Genomic DNA, 17,654 nt, shown 5'->3' with positions numbered 1-17,654 from the left:
TCAAAACGCCTCAAAGCTGGCATAAAAAACAACATTTTATGTCGGCTTGATTTACAAAAAATCCACAGCACACCTCTTTATCATATGCCAACCCGCGCCGTTAGTGACAATGCAAAATTGGCACTGTTCTAGCAAATGCTCTAGTCAATGCTTTAACAGTAACTCTGATAAATGTTTTAGCAATAGCGATAACCAGTACCCCAGAAATTGCTATCTCGATAAGTAACGACATAAAACACGGAAAAACATAAACCTTCAAGGTCGCATGTTGAGTATCATCTTACGGAGGCGGACATGACAAGAAAATATTTAGGTCTTATTTTATTATGTGTATCTTTTAGCTTCAGCAAGCACGGCTTTGCACTAGCAAATCAAATTGGCAATGAGCCCTCTTTTCAACTGGATCACGCGCAGACGAAGCAGATATCTCGCTCAAGCATAGAAAATACCTTGTCTACTAACCCTATGGATCAAATAGGACATGGATTTATCATATTGGCGGTTGTCGGATTGCTAGTTATTTGTCGAAAATCCTAACGTAAAAATTTAAGCGCCTTAAGTGGATGGCGCTTACAGCGCTCTTATAGCAAAGAGTGGGCACTACAAACAGACAATCCAACCATTATCGTCGCCCCATGTAATTTTTCTTCAGATCATTTATAGAAGCAATTTGGTAGGTAAGCAGGCGGCAAATGAACAAAAAACAATCTGCGCACCAAATTAAAACAACACCTCTTAAATCATAGATTCGGTCTAGATCACAATTTACACAAAAACATTTTTTTAGGTAAATGTTAGTGATAATTTCCATTCAGGCATGTGTAGAATACGAAACTAATCGACAGTTGGCATGTCTTTGTTTGTAGCTGTGTTTAATAATATAAATTTTATAAAAATTAATAACGCTCTCAGGCATAAACATTTGAAAGAACGAATAGAGAGCACATCTTTATGGAAAAAAAATTCCCGTTTATAGCGGTAATCGCTATTTTATTTAGTGCTGCTTTTCTCGGCTTTATCTATTGGTCTAGTGTACAAAAAGACCAAGTCATAGATGGAGAAACCGAACAAAATGCACCTGCAATAGACCTCGGTAGCATACCGGAAGAGACTGCCGCTCCTCTTACGGATTTAAAACCAGTTGTCCCAGACTTATCCGATAGCAACAGTAGCGGCGGCAACGCAGAAGATGCCCCGAAAGAAACACAACAAGCGACTCCCAAACCAACACCTGTACCACTGAATGACAGCGACGCGCACATAAAAACTCAGCTGAAGGAGTTTTCTGAAGGCAATAACATTATCGCATTACTAACTAATGAAGAAATTGTCCGTAAACTTGTACGTGCAATTTATGGCGTCAGCGAAGGTCGTATTGTGCGCCAATATCGCCCAATAAGTTCACCCAAAGGCAGCTTTGTTACCAATAAAATAGGACAACAAACTGCAGTTAGTGAACAAGAATTGTATCGTATTTCTCGCGATAACTATGCTCGCTATACTGACTATATTTCGCTACTTTCCATAGTAGATAAAGATGCGTTAGTGTCCTTATATTATCTCTACCTACCGACATTTGAAGAAGCCTATAAAGAATTAGGTATTGGTACAGGCGACTTTCACACAGTATTGTTAAAAGCCATTGACGTTATTTTGCAAGCCCCTGACATACAGGAAGCCATGCTACTAACACGCCCAAGCGTCAGATATAAGTTCAGTGATAAAAAACTTGAAAATCTACCACCAGCTCATAAGCTAATGTTACGCATCGGCGGTGAAAATAGCGAAGCGTTAAAATTAGAGTTGCGCGAGATTAAAAAGCGTTTAACTAAAGCTCGATAATATATTGATAATACGCGCTACGGAGTTCATTGTGTGTATCAGACTAGCTTTTTTTTGTTTAGTGTTTTTATTCACAACCTCGGTTGTTGCTAAAGAGAGACTGATTGAGAAATCGGTATACGATGGTAGTTATCGTGGCGTAAATATTACGATGATTCGCGAGCTGTACCATTTAAGTGATAAGCACTTTCGCTTGCAAGCCAAAGCTAAAAGTTTTTGGGGTACAATCAATGAAGAAGAAGAGTTTTATTGGTTTGAAAATGGTGAAATCCAGCCCGTCAACTATCAATATAGTCAGAGCGTGCTCGGCGTAAAACGCATCCGGTCGATAGCCTATAATTGGCAAGAGAGTAAAGCACTTAGTATAGATAAAAAAAAGCAAGTTTCACTGTCTTTGGAACCAGGTATATTAGGCCCGATGACCTACCAGTTAAAACTGCGACTTGACCTAGCAGCAAAAAAAGAGAATTTACAATATAAGTTTATTAATCGAGGGGCAATTAAAGACTATATTTTTAGCCCGGTGCATACCTTAAAGATAGAACATAAAAACTCCACCATCGAAAATGCCCTCTATGTAAAAAGAACAAATGAGCGTTCAGATAAACAGACCAACCTGTGGTTTGATGTGGACAAACACTTTGTTATTGCCTCCCTTGAACATATTAAAAAGGGCAAGCGACACCGCCTGTTTATTAGTTCAACGGAACTCTACCCTCCTCTGTCAGGTACACCCTATGCCGACTTTTCACAGGCTCAATAGGGCCTATGCAGATTAGAAGGTAAAGTAAAACCCAGCTCCGGCAAAGTTATTTTCAACCTTATCCGTCTTATATTGATTAATTTCTAGAGTAAAACCAAAGTTGCGAGCAAACTGATAGTCAAAACCAAAGCCTAGTGCGTAATCCCGTCCATCTTCTATGAACTCACTTGTGGGAGACTCACCATCGGGAACAGTTTCAAGTACGATGGAGCGTTCTACTTCCCACGCAAACAGACCTACACGGCCGAAAACAGAGAGGTGCTTAAAAATAGGCCACTTGCCAACAAAAGAAAACTCGGCCCCCATGGGGGATAAAGTATCTTCCAATTCATTGGCATCGGGCATGCCGTCGGCAGTCCCAACATCGTAGCTGCCTAGGTCAACATAAGCCACTTCAACAGAAAACTTTTCGGACAGTTGGTTGCCCAGGTATACACGAAAGCCAATATCACTATCGAGCTCTGGAGTAGGGTCGTCTTCACCCACATTGGGGTTACTCGCCCCTGCAGTTCCACCAAGATACACTTGCGCAAAACAGCAATTGCTTATCAGAAGCGCCGCCATTAACGCCAGTTTGACTACATATCTCATTTATCCACTCCAACTCGTCCTATACGCCACAGCACTTATCAATGAAGGGCGATTTTATATGATTACGCGCTATCTTGCGATTATCGCGGCAACTAGAGCCTGCTAACACTAAACAATCGAATTTTGGTCATCATTGCACATATATGCAAGTGGCCTAGTTCACATGTTTTATTGGCAACACACACCAATATTAATAAACCAGCATTTTCTAAAAGTCGCCTATTGTGGTAATTTAGGCCGCCCAAAAACGAGCAGGGATAAGGTATTTGGTATACCTTGAATGTAGGGGCTTTTGACCTTGCATTATCACTACTGATAGCGCCTAAGACCTGTTCATACTAACTGCAACTTTATGTGATATTACGTCGTATATTGATTAAACGACAAACACTGTTCATATGAGAGAATATGGATTCTAAAAACGAAGAACTTGTTGCGCTTATTGCACGATGTGCGATTAAGGATCAGGCTGCCCTCAAGCTGCTATACGAGCGTGTCAGCCCTTATTTAAACGCTGTTGCATACCGTATTTTAAAATCGGATGAAATGGCCAATGACGTGTTGCAAGAAGCCTTTATACAAATCTGGCAAAACGCAGACGCATATCGGCCCCATATGGCAAAGCCACTAACGTGGATGACCAGCATACTGCGCTATCGCGCGCTGGATCGTTTGGACAAAGAAAAACGCTATCAACAACACATTCAGAATGATGATGACAGCGAAGATATTTTTAGCACAATACCAGCAAACTCAAAAAGTGCGCCAGAGTCGACGGTTCAATCGTCGCAAGTGAGCCAACACATTATGATTTGTTTAGGGGGACTTAGCGAAAAAATTCGAGAGAGCATTAAGTTAGCATATCTTGAGGGGTTTTCGCGGGAGGAAATAGCTAATAAATACGACACCAACCCTAATACAGTTAAATCATGGCTCAGACGAGGATCTGAAAGGTTAAAGAAATGTCTAGAAACGAAGATAGAAATGACGGCATAACCACGACGTCCCTCGCCTTCGAATATGTCTCAGGCATTTTACGTGGCGAAGAAAGGGATCAAGTGCAAACACGTTTGCAAAGCGACGAGTCACTGCGCGCCGAGGTACGCTTTTGGGAGGAACAACTTATGGCAATACAATCTCAAGAGGAACGCCCTCCCATGCCGAGCAGCTGGGATGCCATTGTTGATAAGATTAATGCACCCAAGCATGAGCCAACACGGCAACAAGTAAGGGAGCAAGAAAGCCAGAAGACAGGTTTCAGCTGGGCCAATTTCTGGCAGTGGGGAGCACCGACATTTGCCGCCATAGCATTAATGTTCGTGATGTTCGGCTATAACCCTATCACGTCGCAAACATCAACACCGAATACTGACTATGTTGCGGTGCTTACTGATAATAGCGGCAAAGCCCTGCTTACTGCGTTAACTGCGCAGGAAGGTAAAAGCATGTGGCTAAAGTGGGAAATAGAGCAACTCGATGAGGACAGTGATGCTCAGCTTTGGGCAGTATCCAAACGGGACGGGGAAATTCGCCCTATTACCGTATTAGAAAATACTAAGATAGAAAAACTCGAGCTCAGCGAGGCTAATTGGCGATTAATAACAGATGCCTCCTATTTATTATTAACCAAAGAGGAAGAAGGCGGCTCAGCGATAGATGAACCTAGTGATATATTGCTGGCAAAAGGATTTTGCGTGAGGTTTAGTCAAAGCTAATAGATACATCTACATTGTAAATATAACAAATGGTGAGCGCTTGTTAACGCTATTGAGTTTATCGCGCCGCCTCCCTTGATCTTCAGCACACGCTTGTTGTAACGTAGGCCGCTCTATAATATTTTGAGATTTCACTTATGTTACCGGTGAGCCTACAGTCATATGTAAGCAGAGATAGCAAGCCGTATATTGATGTCGGCAAGTATGATTGTTCGATAAATAAAAACCTTGTAAGACTGCTATTACAAAAAAATGTAGCGGCATTTTCTGTAATTCTGAAAGTTGCGGTTGTCTGTCTTTTTGCTCAGCTGTCTTGGGCCGACGAGGCTGTCATTAAAGATGGCAAACTACGTCAGTGCCTTGAAAAAATTGGCAAAAAAAACAATTGGCAAACGCCCAGCCAGTTCACCGAAGTTGTCTGTCACAATAAAAATATCGAATCATTAGAAGGTCTCTCTCACTATAAAAACCTCGTTAAGATTTCGCTACATAAGAACAAAATTAATATTTTCGATGGTAACAATTTTTCTGCTTTACGCACTTTAAATTTAGGGCGTAATACTATTACAACGATAAATTTACAGTCTTTGCCAGAATTAGAAGAGTTATACCTGTTTAAAAATAAAATAACGTCCTTGAGCCTCAAGAATTTGCCAAAGCTAAAAAAGTTAAAAGCGAATTCTAATCTTATTACTGAGTTCTCCTATCAAGCGCTGCCTGAGCTCAATAAAATTTATCTATTCGATAATGAAATGGAACATATAGATATATACTCTTTACCCAGCATGAAATACATGGATGTCAGACAAAACCCAATGCCTGATGAGCTATATGAAGAGATGGACGAGTTAAACGGTATTACAATATTGCACGATGGTAATGCCGATGACTGGAATTAAGCATCTTTTCTCACCTCGTACTTTTTTACAAAGCACAGTCTATTTTATAGGCACGATGCTGATAGTAAGTGACATCCAAGCCGCTGACCATAAGCTCGACTATGGAGTGCGACTGCGTCATGCAGACCTAAAGGATGGCGAAGTAGACGGCCAGGCACAATCGGCGCTTATACGTCTTAATCTCGACTCTTCATGGACATCAAATCTGTCTACATTCATAGAGCTGGACTACGTGGAAACAGGCTCTGAAGATGAGCACAGCGATGGCGCTAGATTTAATGGTCAGCCAGCGATTCCAGATGTCCCAGGCTTTGATCTCAACCAAGTGCTTGTGCAATACGACTTTACCAACGGTCAAATCAAACTGGGCAGACAAAAGATTAACCTGGATAACCAGCGCCATGTAGGTGCTATGAGCTTTTGGCAAAATGAGCAAACCTTTGATGCTGCACGCGTAGACTTAAATTGGCTTTCCAGTTCACAGTTCAATTATATTTATATTGCTAATGCTAATCGTATAAGCGGAGATGATGCGGATGAGAATTTAGATCCTAGCGATATCAACTTCGCCCAATTCGCAGGTCGCAGACCACCGCCAGCGTTGGGAGATCACGAGCATAATACACATTTATTACGTGCAGAATTTAACGAATGGGACTATTCAAAATTAAACGTCTATTCCTACATTGTCGATAACAAAGACGTACCATTAACATCCGCCAATACAGTCGGTGCTAGTTACGCATTTAAATACAAGCCGACCACTTTCCAATACCGTGTAGAAGCTGAAGCAGCAATTCAAAAAAGAACCGAAGCCCCGACCGAACCAACGCTGCCTTATTATAGATTTGATATTGGTGTGGGAATAAAATCCTTCGAAGTCAGTTGGCGCTACGAACAATTAGCATCCAAAAATGGCATCCCTTTTTTTTCGGTGCTTGGTTCACTACATGAATTTCAAGGCTGGGGGGATAGACTTAATGCGCCACCAGCCAATGGCCTTGAAGACAAATCTTTTCGAATCACATGGCGAAAAGCCCCATGGAAAATCGACGCTCGCTATCACAGATTTGATGAAGAAAGTGGCTCACAGGATCTTGGAGAAGAATTTGATATGGATATTACATATAAATTTCTAAAGAAACATTCGTTTATGCTGCGCTTCGCAGACTATCAGGCAAATGAAAACACTAGTCTAGGTATTGAAGATAGACGCAGAGCCATTTTTAGCTATAGCTATAATTTGTAATAGTTACTTAAGTTGCAATAGTAGTTTATATGTGCAGTAACAACTATTGCTAAACAAAGCCCAATGGGCTTATTGAGCATTTCACTCACCAACTTGTAGCACGCTTTATACAAATGAAATGCTCTAAAAAAGAAAGTAACTAAACTATAAGTTACCTTTGAAAGTGTATATACCACCGTCAATACCATCATTATCGCCATCTAGCTGACGACCGAAAATATCCATAACAGATGAAATTGAAGGATTATTTATTTGCAGCTCGATACTATCAACGCTATTCATATCGCCCAAGTAGCTCACATTTAATATATTGCCAATAGCCTGCACTTGAATATCGCTGCTACCAGCAAGAGTTTTGTTGCCTCCGCTAACAAGATATAAAAGCACAGTGTGTTCAGATAGTGTAGATGCATCTAGTTCAGCACTGGTTTGTACAGAAAAGGTAGTGCTACCTTCAGTTTCGGACAACTGTGTACCGAACACTTTTGTGCTGGTAGTTACTGAAGCCCCCTGCATTGCGCCATTAGCAATCCAGCTGCGTATCATAGCAATTTGCGCAACACTCAGTGGCTGACGGCCAAGGGGCATTCTCCCACCAACAATATCAGGTCCACCTTCGACTTTTCTGACCAGATAACTATCGTCAGGATTATTGGGAGTAACTCTCATAAGCGAAGCCACCTCCCTTGAAGTCACATTTACCAGGTTGTTAAAGCTAGTAGTAGCATCATCCAAACCCAAACCTGCAGACGGAGAAGCGCCACCATGACACTCAGCACATGAAGGAGTGAATATCTGATCCTGTATCTGCGCTAAGGTAGCGACAGGAGTCGGGGTAGGCGTTGGCGTGGGCGTTGGAGTAGCCGTCGGCGTCGGAGTGGGCGTCGCGCTGGCATCAGGGCTGGGGCTAGGTGTCGGTGTTGCCGCGGGAGTTGGCGTTGATGTGGGGTTATCAGCAAATGCATCGCCATCATCGCCAGAGCCTCCACCGCAGGCAATTAATGTTGATACCGAAAGCGTAACGAGAACAACTTTCGTTAACCTTAAGTGATTCAAGATAGTACTGGTCAAAGAAGATTTCATTATTCTCTTGTCTCCGATTGATGATGAATTAACAAATAAAAAGAGATACGGAGCGCCAAAAAGAAAGGTTGCAGCCCACTATCTATCATACTTTACACGCGATGACATGTTACAAGCCTTAAATATCGCAAACGATAAAACAATACAAAGCCTTTAAAGTATTCATATGATGCACTGGAATGACAGACACGAAAACATCTATTAGAGCCAAAGCCTTGTCTGCGTCACATTTTGACCCAATTCTAATAAGGGTCTCGTTCCGGCGACACAAACACATATTACAATACACTGCTTTCATACAATTAATGCAGTTTTAAGCTTGCCTTAAACTTGTTCACAGATAACACTATGGTTATCGTATTAAAGCCATTTATGTTATTCAGCACGAAATAATCACTAAATTATATGAACTTTGAAATAACTTTCGGGTTGAAAAAGGCATAATGACCCTAATTATTATATGGTAATGATGTATTGGAGTAGATATGCAAACAGGTCAAAAAACCGCTGTTTTCAGGCAACAAGACTCTATTTGGCAAGCGATATGCGAGGAAGCTAAGCATCAGGCAGAAGTTGAACCTGCCTTGGCTAGCTTTTTCCATGCTACCGTACTTAACCATAATACCTTAGAGGATGCGCTAAGTTTTCATCTAGCAAATAAATTGGCGAATCCGGCTATTTCGGCGCTGCAAGTTAGAGAAATTATTGAAGAATCGATAAGACAATCAGGTGATAAGACCGACTGCCTCAGTGAAGCGGTAAGAGCTGATATTGCCGCAGTATATGAACGCGACTCTGCCTGCGATTCTTATTTACTCCCCTTCTTATACTTCAAAGGCTTTCACGCGCTACAAGCCTATCGTGTTGCACACTGCCTTTGGCAAAATAAGCGGGAATCTATGGCTTATTTTCTGCAAAGCCATATTACTGTCACTTTTGGGGTGGATATCCACCCTGCGGCAAAAATTGGCAAAGGTATTATGCTTGATCACGCCACCGGAATTGTCATTGGAGAAACAGCAGTGATTGGCGACGATGTGTCGATCATGCAGGGAGTAACACTTGGCGGCACCGGCAAAGAAGCGGGTGATCGTCATCCGAAAATTGGCAAAGGTTGCTTAATTAGTGCAGGAGCAAAAATCTTGGGTAATATCACCATAGGTGATGGTGCTAAAGTAGGTGCCGGCAGTGTCGTCCTCAACTCAGTTCCCGCCCATACAACAGTGGTCGGTGTGCCAGCAAAAGCCATAGGTACACCTACTAGTGAATCACCAGCCCTAGAAATGAATCACGAAATACAGTGCGACAAGAGCAATAACAAAGGTTAACACCAGAGATTAATCGAGTTTATTTTAGGGCCTTTTAAAAGGCCCTAATTGCTTTTATAAGTGTTCAAACGCAAAAGCAATTGTCTGGTCAATAGATTGTTGCCCTTGAAGGCACATAAATAATCGATCAACCCCTAGAGCAACCCCAGCACATTCGGGCAACCCCGATTCTAATGCCGCCATAAATTTAGAATCTATTTTTACTTCTTTACGTCCAAGGCTTTTTCTTGAAGTAACATCCTGCTGAAATCGCTTAAACTGTTCTTCTGCATCCGTTAATTCCCAATAACCATTGGCCAGCTCCAAACCACACCAGAATAGTTCAAACCTCTTTGCAACAGGCACGCCTTGCTGGTTTTCAGTGACCCGGGCAAGAGCACATTGGCAGGCAGGATAATCATATACCACTGTAGGTTTTTTTAAGTGGGGCTCTACTTGATGACTAAATAATAAATCCAACCACGTACTCTTATCATCACCTTGCCAATGGACATTAAGTTGCTCTGCCGCAACTTTCTCAAGTTGCTCCGCTGTCGCGTAATGAGGATCAATACCTACCTTTCGCTCAAATATCTCGCCATAGGAAACCCTGTCAACACATTCACCCGGTTTTAAACATTGGATTAACTCAATAACTTCTTCGATCAGTTCTTTATCCGTATAGCCTTGGTGATACCACTCCAACATAGTAAATTCTGGATTATGACGTTTACTTACTTCATCGTTACGAAACGCCTTGGCCAAGGAATAAATTGAGCCAGAACCACCTGCCAATAAGCGTTTCATAAAAAACTCAGGAGAAGTCTGTAAATAATAGGGGGAGCCATTAACATCTAAATCTAGCGCACAAAGATGCACATCCGTTACGGTAGAAGCTCCTATTGCAGGAACATCCACTTCTATGATCTTCCTGCTAGCGAAAAATTTACGAATATTAGATAACAGTTGAGCTCGCGCAATTAAGGCGTCTCTGTCTAGTAACGACTGCCACATAATTGAAAATACACGATTGAAAATATACTGAAATTTTACATGTAGGATAAAACTCAGAAAAATGCAGGAAGCACTTTTCTGAGTATCGCAAATAAAAATGCGATGTTATTTACTCGCTCGACCTAAATATTCTCCAGTACGCGTGTCTACACGCACCACTTCCCCTTGAGAGACGAACAGTGGAACTTTAACAACGGCTCCAGTAGATAAGGTCGCAGGTTTGGTTCCGCCCTGGGCAGTGTCACCTTTCAAGCCGGGATCAGTCTCAATAATTTCAAGCTCAACGTGATTAGGGGGTAATACCGCCAAAGGCGCACCATTATATAGAGTCACCACTACTTTATCTTGCTCGCGCAACCACTTAGCACTATCGCTAACGGCATTCTTGTCGGCTTGGTGCTGTTCAAATGTATCTGGCTCCATGAAATGCCAAAACTCACCATCGTTGTAGAGATATTCCATTTCGACATCCATAACGTCAGCAGCTTCAAGAGATTCACCAGATTTAAAGGTTCGCTCCCAGGTTCGGCCCGTTTTAAGATTTTTTAGTCGCACTCGGTTAAAGGCTTGACCTTTACCCGGTTTAACAAATTCGTTTTCAACAATGGAACAGGGGTCCCCATCGAGTAAAACTTTTAAACCACTTCGAAATTCATTGGTAGAATAGCTAGCCATTTTGTCCTCAAAAAACTTATTAGATACACTGGAACCTGTTAACAGCCCCTAGTACTGTTGGAAAAAGCGCTAATGATACCTCGAACGATCCCTACATGGCAGACTAAAAGTTGGCAAGAAGAGCTTTCTGACCTAATAACTCAGCCAGAAGAGCTATTTTCACTACTGAATTTGCCTGCCGAGCTCTTACCTGCTGCACAAAAAGCACACACATTGTTTCCTCTGCGAAGCACCCGCGCGTATGTCAGCCGTATACAGCAAAATAATCCCGACGACCCCTTACTCAAGCAAATTCTGCCCCTTGGTGAAGAGTTAATTGAAACACCCGACTTTGTCGATGATCCTCTTGAAGAAGAGGACTTCACCCCTGTTCCTGGCCTGATACACAAATATCATGGACGTGTATTATTGATTGCGGCAAACCAGTGCGCGATTAACTGTCGCTATTGTTTTCGTCGTCACTTTGATTACCAACAGCACGCCTTATCACGTCAACAATGGCAACAGGCATTAGACTACATAAGCAACAACAAAGATGTTGAAGAGGTGATTCTTAGTGGCGGCGACCCTTTGGCAGTTTCTGACCGCCAACTTTCTTGGTTAGTAGCAGCACTCGCTGAAATTCCCCATGTAGAGCGCCTGCGCATTCACAGCCGTATCCCAATTGTTGCTCCTTCACGCATTACCGAAGAATTGTTGGCAACATTAAAAGACTCAGGTCTATTGGTAAGCCTTGTCATTCACTGTAATCATCCACAAGAGATTGACGAAGAGGTAGCAGCAGCCCTTACCGCCCTAAAGAATAGCGGCATCATTTTGCTTAACCAATCTGTTGTATTAAAAGGTGTCAATGATACCTCGGAAACCTTGATCACATTAAGCAAGAAGCTTTTTCAATCGGGAGTACTGCCTTACTATCTACATTTGTTAGACAAAGTTAAGGGATCATCACATTTCACAGTAAATGAGGTCGATGTCCTCTCGCTAAATCGCACGTTACTTGCTAATCTACCGGGGTATTTGGTGCCGAAATTTGTAAAAGAGGTACCAAATGCGCCATCTAAGGTTCCTATCATCTAAAATAAATAATATTGAAACCTCAGAAACATCCAGCTCTGGAATATAGGAGTGTGTAAATTAGTTCAATGATTGATATATGGAAACTTGGCCTTAGGTGCTCATCGGTATTAAAGGGAATAGTAATAGATGAATGATAATGTAAAGCCTAGCCAGTTATTGAAAATGATCAATTTACCACCGGCCACCCTACCACGCTTAAATTTTTGTGGTAGCAATAAGGCCAGTGGCGTAAGGGAGTGGGTAGACAGTTTACTTGCGACCAAAGTTATGCATACCAGCAGTAAGTTGTATCAGGCAATTCCAGAGGTATCAAGGCTTAAAACAGACTTTCAAAATCGTTTCGAGATTTTAGAGATACTCCGCCCGAGTATCCAATACTCCATTTTAGGTTTGCAAAAGAGCTTTTTGAACCAGCCCCTTATTCTGCCAGAGAGCGCGCAGAAGGCTGTTCTTGTGGCTCAGTCACTGCAAAAAAATATGATCGATGGCTATGTTGCTACGGTAATGCAAATTGCCCAGAATGGCCGCGCCAATAAACCTACATTAGATTTACTGACTAAAACCATTCACCGTGCGATTACCGGCATAGGATTATTGTTTTTTCGCAATTATCAAATATATGCTAGCCCACCGGCAAATATGTGGTCGATACTCAATATCTTGTATCAGGTTGCCAGTTACTACGACCTCACCAAAACACCAGTAACAGATATCACCCTAAAAACTACACGGGCGTTGAGCATAGAAAATGCCTACAGCCGTGTACTAATGCTCGCTTGCGCCAAAACCAACCAACTTAGCCAAGCAGAGATCGAACAAGCATATACCGCTTTTGAAAGTTGGTGCCAAGCAGTGTCGATTAATGCAGGCTTGAGCGATGAGAGCGAAAACTTTTTTGCCGTTGACCTACTTAGCAGTCAAGGCCCCATTTTCAAATCAAAAGTACAAGCACAAAACAGCGGGCGCTTTATTGAGCTTGATTATACAAGCTTACTTAGCCAACTCTCTAAACAGTCCGCGGCCTCCGAGGAAAACTTAAGCGCTGGCACCAAAATCACCATAGCGAAGGATTTTTCACCGCCACTACTCAATCACCTTATACAAACTTGGAGTAATGTTGCACAAAGAAAATACGAACGAAAAAACATCGAATCTCCTGCCGACGTGTCTATCGGGTTGACCGACTGTCATTTCTTTATCTGCAACGGCCAAGATTTTGACTACTTTTTGCGCAGCTCGGGCTCTCATGAGCCTCAGAAAATCTCCCGTTTTTCGCAAGGATTAACACCTGCGTCTCATTTAGATAATTATCAAAACAGCTCTGCGCCGGTATATCGTGTATCATTACAAAATAGCAGTGCGGGTGGTTACTGTATTTTGTGGCAAGGTGACATTTCAGCCAAGGTTGTTGCAGGCGAAATTATAGGCATAAAAGAAATTGGTAAGCGCACTTGGTCAATAGGTGTTATACGCTGGATGCGTCAATTAAAACAAGCATCACAGCTTGGCATCCAATTGTTGGCAAATAATGCCAAACCTTACGGTGTTGCACAAAACTATGATATGGGCGGCTACTCTGAATATATGCGAGCATTTTTTATTCCTCCTTCAAAATTCGGCCACGGCAACCCTACGCTCCTTACCGCCTTCGCTCCCCTTCAAGAGTTCGATAAAATTAAACTTATCGATGGTGAGCGAGAGTGGACAGCCAAACTCGAACGAGTAGTTTTTTCTACTAAAAACGTGCAACAATTCCGCTTTAGAAATTTGGATAGTGGCGATGCTCAAAATACAGGCTCAAAAGACACACAAAAGTCTCACCAGCCCAAAAATTTTGATTCATCATGGGAATAAGATAAATCACCCTTATCTTATACCTTTGGATACACAGAGAATTTATATTCCGCCATGTATGTATTCTCTGTTTATAATTCGTATTTACTAAGGTCTAGTAGCTTTCTTTAAACAATGACAATCAATAGCGCAACCAGATTACTTATACTCAACGACTCAAGATCTGAAGCCGAACGCCTAATTAGTATGCTGCATAATGCAGGCAGACCTGTGCGCGCTCAGCATATTGACAGCCCGGAAGCTCTCAGCAAACTTTTACAGGAAAAAATTTGGGACCTTATGATTGGCATTGATAACTGTGCCAATGTTCCCCCCGTCGAAGCCATTCGACTTATTAAACGTTTGAATAAAGATGTGCCGGTTATTTTACAAACCGATCGCGATGGCTCCCTACCTATTGTAGAGGGTTTGAAGCTCGGCGCTGCCGATGTTGTTACGCTAGATGAAGATCAGCATTTACTCTATGTCATTCAAAGAGAATTATCTAATCGCTCACAACGGGAAGAGCGACGTTTTTCAGAGCGACGTTTTAATGAGGTAGTGCGCAACAATCAACAACTGCTAGATAGTTCGAGGGACTCAATAGCTTTCGTGCAAGATGGCATGTTTTTATATGCAAATGAATCTTTTGCTGAACTTTTAGGTCATGAAGCGCAAGATGATATTGAATGCATGCCCGTCATTGATATTGTTAAAGCGGAAGACCAATCAAAAGTTAAACACTTTCTAAAAGAGTTCATGATTAAAGGCAGTGATATTGAAGCCACTGAACTTAAGTTTGTCGCTCAAATGAGCGACGGCACAGACAAACCTTTGGCTGTTGATGTCTGCAAATCCACTTATGAAGAAGAAGCTTGCATACAGTTTTTAATACGAGCTAAAGCAGTCAATAACCAAGAACTTGAAGCTCAATTAGAACAAATTAAAAATAAAGATATGGCCTCAGGCCTATTTAACAAACACTACTTAGTAGACAACTTGGACAGTGTTGTTGGTGCCGCTATCAATAAAAAATACAACAGCGCGCTGTTCCATATAGGCATCGACAACTTTCTCGATACTGTGCAACAAAAGTTAGGCATCGCCTCGATTGACGCTGTTATCGCTAAAATAGCAGCATTTGCTAAAACCATGGAAAAAGACAACGAAGTTTTATGTCGTTTCAATGAAGATAGCTTGATCTTGCTAGTACCTAAAACAAGCGCCAGCAAAGCGCTGGAACGCGCACAGAAAATGTGTCAAACATTGCGAGACAATATTATTGATGTAGATGGTTCTACTCTACAATTTAATTATCATATTGGTATTGCATTAATTACTGAAACCAGCACTAATAGTGATGTGCCCATTGAGCACGCAGTAAAAGCGCTCGACCTTATTCGCACCCTATCAGAAAATGACGGAACCATTCTAGCCAAAATTTATGAGCCCGAAGCGAAAAAACAAACCAAGGATGACATCCAGCACATGGTGCAAACAGCACTTAGTGCGGGTCGCTTTAAGCTGTTATTCCAGCCTATATTAAGCCTTAGAGGTTCTAACAAAGAGCACTATGAAGTATTGCTGAGAATGATGGATGAACAAGGCAATGAAGTTTCACCCAATGAGTTTTTAAGCACCGCGGCAAAAATTGGTGCCACCACAAAACTGGATCGCTGGGTCATACTTGAGTCAATAAAAATTCTTTCGGGGCATCGAAGCAAGGGTAATAACACTCATTTAATTGTTAACCTCAGCAGGGAATCGGTTCTCGATGCTACCCTACCGCCCTGGCTAGGGGTTGCATTTAAAGCGGCAAAATTGCCACCTGATGCACTAATTTTTCAAATGCGAGAAATTGACGTCAACGATCATTTGAATGTGGCCAGCACCTTTACCCAACAATTAAAGAGCTTGGGATGCAGCACCAGCATCAGCCACTTCGGTTGCGCGCTAAATCCATTTAATGCTCTGAAGAATCTCGAAATTTCTCACGTTAAAGTTGATGGATCGTTTACTCAAGACCTACAAAATAACAGTGACGATGAAAACTCTCTCAATGAGCTAGTTAGCGAGCTTCACCAAAATGACAAAATAACCATCGTCCCCTTCGTTGAAAACGCCAGTATTTTATCGAAACTCTGGCAATCAGGCGTGCATTATATTCAAGGTTTTTATCTGCAAGAACCTACTGATCAGATGGATTATGACTTTGATATGGAGAGCTAGTGTAGCTCTCCATATCGAATTCCAGTTCAAAGTAATGAAGATATAGCTCTGTTTGACATCTTTTTAATCATGCTTTTTATAATGTAAGTTTGGTAACATAATCCCTGAATGCTTATTATGTTTATCCGCTTTCAAATTCAAAGGTTTCTGTTATGGCTCTCCTCCTCTCTGTGAACCACACGAAAAACCAGCTTGATATTGAAATAGACCGCTTTGCACAACTTGATAGCTTCACAATTTCAGATTTAAACCGCGTAGGCACAGCTGCCCAGGTACAAGAAGATATAGAAAAACAAAAGCTGGCACGGTTTCGACGTAAGGGCTAGAAAATGGATAGCGATGCGCTCTTAAATGAGCGACATTATTCCAGCCGTATGGCACTGCAGCTTAAACGTGCAGGCTTCCCGAGGCCCTCGAGCCATTGTGACGCACATGCAATCATATCTGGCTCACATAAACTCGCGGCACAAATGCGCGCCATCCTTGCATGGCTTAAAATGCGCATTGACGATCACCATAATGGTTGTTGGCTTCCTCGTAATATTACAGATAGGGTGCATATGCCTGCCTTTCTAAGGGATGCAGTGCCACATCAAAATGTTCATACAAAAGCATATTATCAGTGGCTAGAGCATCATATAAACCCCATCAAAATTACTAGCCTTGATGCACTAGTGAAAGCTTTTAGAAAAATACGTTTTAGCTTACAAAGTGGTATCGTCCCTAAAAACATTTGGTCATAGAAACGGAAAAAATGGCACTTTATACAATTTATTCAGACTTTGATCACTTTGCCATTATTGGTTTTGATCAAAGGCAGGTAATTAAGTTATGCGGTAATACACCGCACGGGCGCTTTGATTTCCTTGGAGTTCCCAAATCCTTTAAGGACATTATAACTGAGCCTCTCAATGTTAATTTTTCTGATGATAGTGACGGTATGGCAGGTACAAAGATTCCTGATATACAGGTGTTTCACGGACGAATGTTTTTGAGTAAAAAAGCTTATGCTGCTCTTAATGCTCTCATCAAGGACGACGGCGAGTTTTTCCCGGTATGCTATGAGAAAGGGGATGGGTATATCTTTAATCCCTTGAGTGTTGCCGAAGATGTGGATGGGCTGGATATATCCTTGTGCCATAAAAACGCTTGGGACGATATTGAAAACCTGGGGTTTCACGAAGATAGAGTAAGCAAATTCGCCATATTTAAAACTGCATTTGATACGTATATCAATTTCTACTGCCGCCAAGATATCAAAGACGCGATAGAGCAAGCCGGATTACAAGGCTTAAGCCTTACCTCCGAACTAGGAGCAGAGTTTGGGATGTCGCAAGATCAAAAACTCGCTCCGAGTTGAAGTTTTAATTGCGA

At 41.9% G+C, this 17,654-nt stretch carries 18 protein-coding genes; 14 read left to right on the top strand and 4 right to left on the bottom strand.

Going from position 1 to position 17,654, the window contains the following annotated elements:
* The first annotated feature begins 294 nt into the window (after positions 1-294).
* The 3 genes from BVC89_RS06430 to BVC89_RS06420 all read left to right on the top strand — a co-directional run bounded on the left by BVC89_RS06430 (position 295) and on the right by BVC89_RS06420 (position 2,605).
* Entirely contained in the window at positions 295-537 is a 243-nt protein-coding gene (locus tag BVC89_RS06430) for a hypothetical protein (protein WP_086930394.1), read from the top strand.
* A gap of 414 nt (positions 538-951) precedes the next feature.
* Positions 952-1,842 carry a DUF3014 domain-containing protein gene (locus BVC89_RS06425; RefSeq protein ID WP_086930393.1) on the top strand — a complete coding sequence of 297 codons (891 nt, stop codon included), beginning with the start codon at positions 952-954 and terminating at the stop codon, positions 1,840-1,842.
* A 31-nt stretch (positions 1,843-1,873) separates the two neighbouring features.
* A complete protein-coding gene (locus BVC89_RS06420; RefSeq protein ID WP_086930392.1) occupies positions 1,874-2,605 on the top strand; it encodes a DUF3108 domain-containing protein in 732 nt (243 codons plus the stop codon).
* A gap of 12 nt (positions 2,606-2,617) precedes the next feature.
* On the opposite strand, the gene BVC89_RS06415 is transcribed toward BVC89_RS06420, so the two are convergent.
* Positions 2,618-3,196 carry an outer membrane beta-barrel protein gene (locus BVC89_RS06415; protein ID WP_086930391.1) on the bottom strand — a complete coding sequence of 193 codons (579 nt, stop codon included), beginning with the start codon at positions 3,194-3,196 and terminating at the stop codon, positions 2,618-2,620.
* 408 nt (positions 3,197-3,604) lie between these two features.
* Between BVC89_RS06415 and BVC89_RS06410 the strand changes: the two genes are divergently transcribed.
* The 4 genes from BVC89_RS06410 to BVC89_RS06395 all read left to right on the top strand — a co-directional run bounded on the left by BVC89_RS06410 (position 3,605) and on the right by BVC89_RS06395 (position 7,059).
* A complete protein-coding gene (locus BVC89_RS06410) occupies positions 3,605-4,192 on the top strand; it encodes an RNA polymerase sigma factor (protein WP_086930390.1) in 588 nt (195 codons plus the stop codon).
* Positions 4,159-4,911 carry an anti-sigma factor gene (locus BVC89_RS06405; protein ID WP_086930389.1) on the top strand — a complete coding sequence of 251 codons (753 nt, stop codon included), beginning with the start codon at positions 4,159-4,161 and terminating at the stop codon, positions 4,909-4,911. Before BVC89_RS06410 ends, BVC89_RS06405 begins: the two co-directional genes overlap by 34 nt.
* 137 nt (positions 4,912-5,048) lie before the next feature.
* The gene (locus BVC89_RS06400) at positions 5,049-5,810 is read left to right on the top strand and encodes a leucine-rich repeat domain-containing protein (protein ID WP_086930388.1); all 762 of its coding nucleotides are present in this window, start codon (positions 5,049-5,051) and stop codon (positions 5,808-5,810) included.
* Positions 5,797-7,059, top strand: coding sequence for an alginate export family protein (locus BVC89_RS06395; RefSeq protein WP_086930387.1), 1,263 nt, complete (start codon positions 5,797-5,799; stop codon positions 7,057-7,059). The genes BVC89_RS06400 and BVC89_RS06395 overlap by 14 nt, the downstream gene beginning before the upstream one ends.
* Before the next feature lie 144 nt (positions 7,060-7,203).
* Here the strand turns inward: BVC89_RS06395 and BVC89_RS30110 are convergent, their stop codons facing one another.
* A complete protein-coding gene (locus tag BVC89_RS30110; protein WP_086930386.1) occupies positions 7,204-8,142 on the bottom strand; it encodes a hypothetical protein in 939 nt (312 codons plus the stop codon).
* Positions 8,143-8,627: 485 nt separating this feature from the next.
* Here BVC89_RS30110 and cysE point away from each other — a divergent pair, with 485 nt between their 5' ends.
* Positions 8,628-9,470: a serine O-acetyltransferase gene (gene cysE / locus BVC89_RS06385; RefSeq protein WP_086930385.1), complete on the top strand. Its 843-nt coding sequence runs from the start codon at positions 8,628-8,630 to the stop codon at positions 9,468-9,470.
* A 54-nt stretch (positions 9,471-9,524) separates the two neighbouring features.
* Here the strand turns inward: cysE and epmA are convergent, their stop codons facing one another.
* The gene (epmA, locus tag BVC89_RS06380) at positions 9,525-10,463 is read right to left on the bottom strand and encodes an EF-P lysine aminoacylase EpmA (RefSeq protein ID WP_086930384.1); all 939 of its coding nucleotides are present in this window, start codon (positions 10,461-10,463) and stop codon (positions 9,525-9,527) included.
* Positions 10,464-10,568: 105 nt separating this feature from the next.
* Positions 10,569-11,138 carry an elongation factor P gene (efp, locus tag BVC89_RS06375; RefSeq protein ID WP_086930383.1) on the bottom strand — a complete coding sequence of 190 codons (570 nt, stop codon included), beginning with the start codon at positions 11,136-11,138 and terminating at the stop codon, positions 10,569-10,571.
* A 72-nt stretch (positions 11,139-11,210) separates the two neighbouring features.
* On the opposite strand from efp, the gene epmB reads away from it, so the two are divergent.
* From epmB to BVC89_RS06350, 6 genes are all read left to right on the top strand, one after another.
* Positions 11,211-12,218, top strand: a complete 1,008-nt coding sequence (gene epmB, locus BVC89_RS06370) for an EF-P beta-lysylation protein EpmB (RefSeq protein WP_086930382.1) — start codon at positions 11,211-11,213, stop codon at positions 12,216-12,218.
* A gap of 126 nt (positions 12,219-12,344) precedes the next feature.
* Entirely contained in the window at positions 12,345-14,072 is a 1,728-nt protein-coding gene (locus BVC89_RS06365) for a hypothetical protein (protein ID WP_086930381.1), read from the top strand.
* A gap of 114 nt (positions 14,073-14,186) precedes the next feature.
* Positions 14,187-16,280, top strand: coding sequence for a GGDEF/EAL domain-containing response regulator (locus BVC89_RS06360; RefSeq protein ID WP_086930380.1), 2,094 nt, complete (start codon positions 14,187-14,189; stop codon positions 16,278-16,280).
* Positions 16,281-16,432: 152 nt separating this feature from the next.
* Positions 16,433-16,606: a hypothetical protein gene (locus BVC89_RS29580; protein WP_158657806.1), complete on the top strand. Its 174-nt coding sequence runs from the start codon at positions 16,433-16,435 to the stop codon at positions 16,604-16,606.
* 3 nt (positions 16,607-16,609) lie between these two features.
* Positions 16,610-17,023, top strand: a complete 414-nt coding sequence (locus tag BVC89_RS06355; RefSeq protein ID WP_086930379.1) for an AHH domain-containing protein — start codon at positions 16,610-16,612, stop codon at positions 17,021-17,023.
* Positions 17,024-17,034: 11 nt separating this feature from the next.
* Positions 17,035-17,640, top strand: a complete 606-nt coding sequence (locus BVC89_RS06350) for a hypothetical protein (protein ID WP_086930378.1) — start codon at positions 17,035-17,037, stop codon at positions 17,638-17,640.
* The last annotated feature ends 14 nt before the right edge of the window (positions 17,641-17,654 follow it).

It is taken from the genome of Agarilytica rhodophyticola (assembly GCF_002157225.2).
In the GTDB taxonomy this organism is placed as follows: Bacteria; Pseudomonadota; Gammaproteobacteria; order Pseudomonadales; family Cellvibrionaceae; genus Agarilytica; species Agarilytica rhodophyticola.
This window is presented reverse-complemented; position numbering and strand designations above follow the sequence as displayed.

Coding starts and splice junctions, on each gene's coding strand:
- BVC89_RS06415 (WP_086930391.1), bottom strand. CDS start 3,196: ATGAGATATGTAGTCAAACTGGCGTTAATGGCGGCGCTTCTGATAAGC.
- epmB (WP_086930382.1), top strand. CDS start 11,211: ATGATACCTCGAACGATCCCTACATGGCAGACTAAAAGTTGGCAAGAA.
- epmA (WP_086930384.1), bottom strand. CDS start 10,463: ATGTGGCAGTCGTTACTAGACAGAGACGCCTTAATTGCGCGAGCTCAA.
- BVC89_RS06395 (WP_086930387.1), top strand. CDS start 5,797: ATGACTGGAATTAAGCATCTTTTCTCACCTCGTACTTTTTTACAAAGC.
- BVC89_RS06355 (WP_086930379.1), top strand. CDS start 16,610: ATGGATAGCGATGCGCTCTTAAATGAGCGACATTATTCCAGCCGTATG.
- BVC89_RS30110 (WP_086930386.1), bottom strand. CDS start 8,142: ATGAAATCTTCTTTGACCAGTACTATCTTGAATCACTTAAGGTTAACG.
- BVC89_RS06430 (WP_086930394.1), top strand. CDS start 295: ATGACAAGAAAATATTTAGGTCTTATTTTATTATGTGTATCTTTTAGC.
- BVC89_RS06425 (WP_086930393.1), top strand. CDS start 952: ATGGAAAAAAAATTCCCGTTTATAGCGGTAATCGCTATTTTATTTAGT.
- BVC89_RS06365 (WP_086930381.1), top strand. CDS start 12,345: ATGAATGATAATGTAAAGCCTAGCCAGTTATTGAAAATGATCAATTTA.
- BVC89_RS06350 (WP_086930378.1), top strand. CDS start 17,035: ATGGCACTTTATACAATTTATTCAGACTTTGATCACTTTGCCATTATT.
- BVC89_RS06360 (WP_086930380.1), top strand. CDS start 14,187: ATGACAATCAATAGCGCAACCAGATTACTTATACTCAACGACTCAAGA.
- BVC89_RS06410 (WP_086930390.1), top strand. CDS start 3,605: ATGGATTCTAAAAACGAAGAACTTGTTGCGCTTATTGCACGATGTGCG.
- cysE (WP_086930385.1), top strand. CDS start 8,628: ATGCAAACAGGTCAAAAAACCGCTGTTTTCAGGCAACAAGACTCTATT.
- BVC89_RS29580 (WP_158657806.1), top strand. CDS start 16,433: ATGGCTCTCCTCCTCTCTGTGAACCACACGAAAAACCAGCTTGATATT.
- efp (WP_086930383.1), bottom strand. CDS start 11,138: ATGGCTAGCTATTCTACCAATGAATTTCGAAGTGGTTTAAAAGTTTTA.
- BVC89_RS06400 (WP_086930388.1), top strand. CDS start 5,049: ATGTTACCGGTGAGCCTACAGTCATATGTAAGCAGAGATAGCAAGCCG.
- BVC89_RS06405 (WP_086930389.1), top strand. CDS start 4,159: ATGTCTAGAAACGAAGATAGAAATGACGGCATAACCACGACGTCCCTC.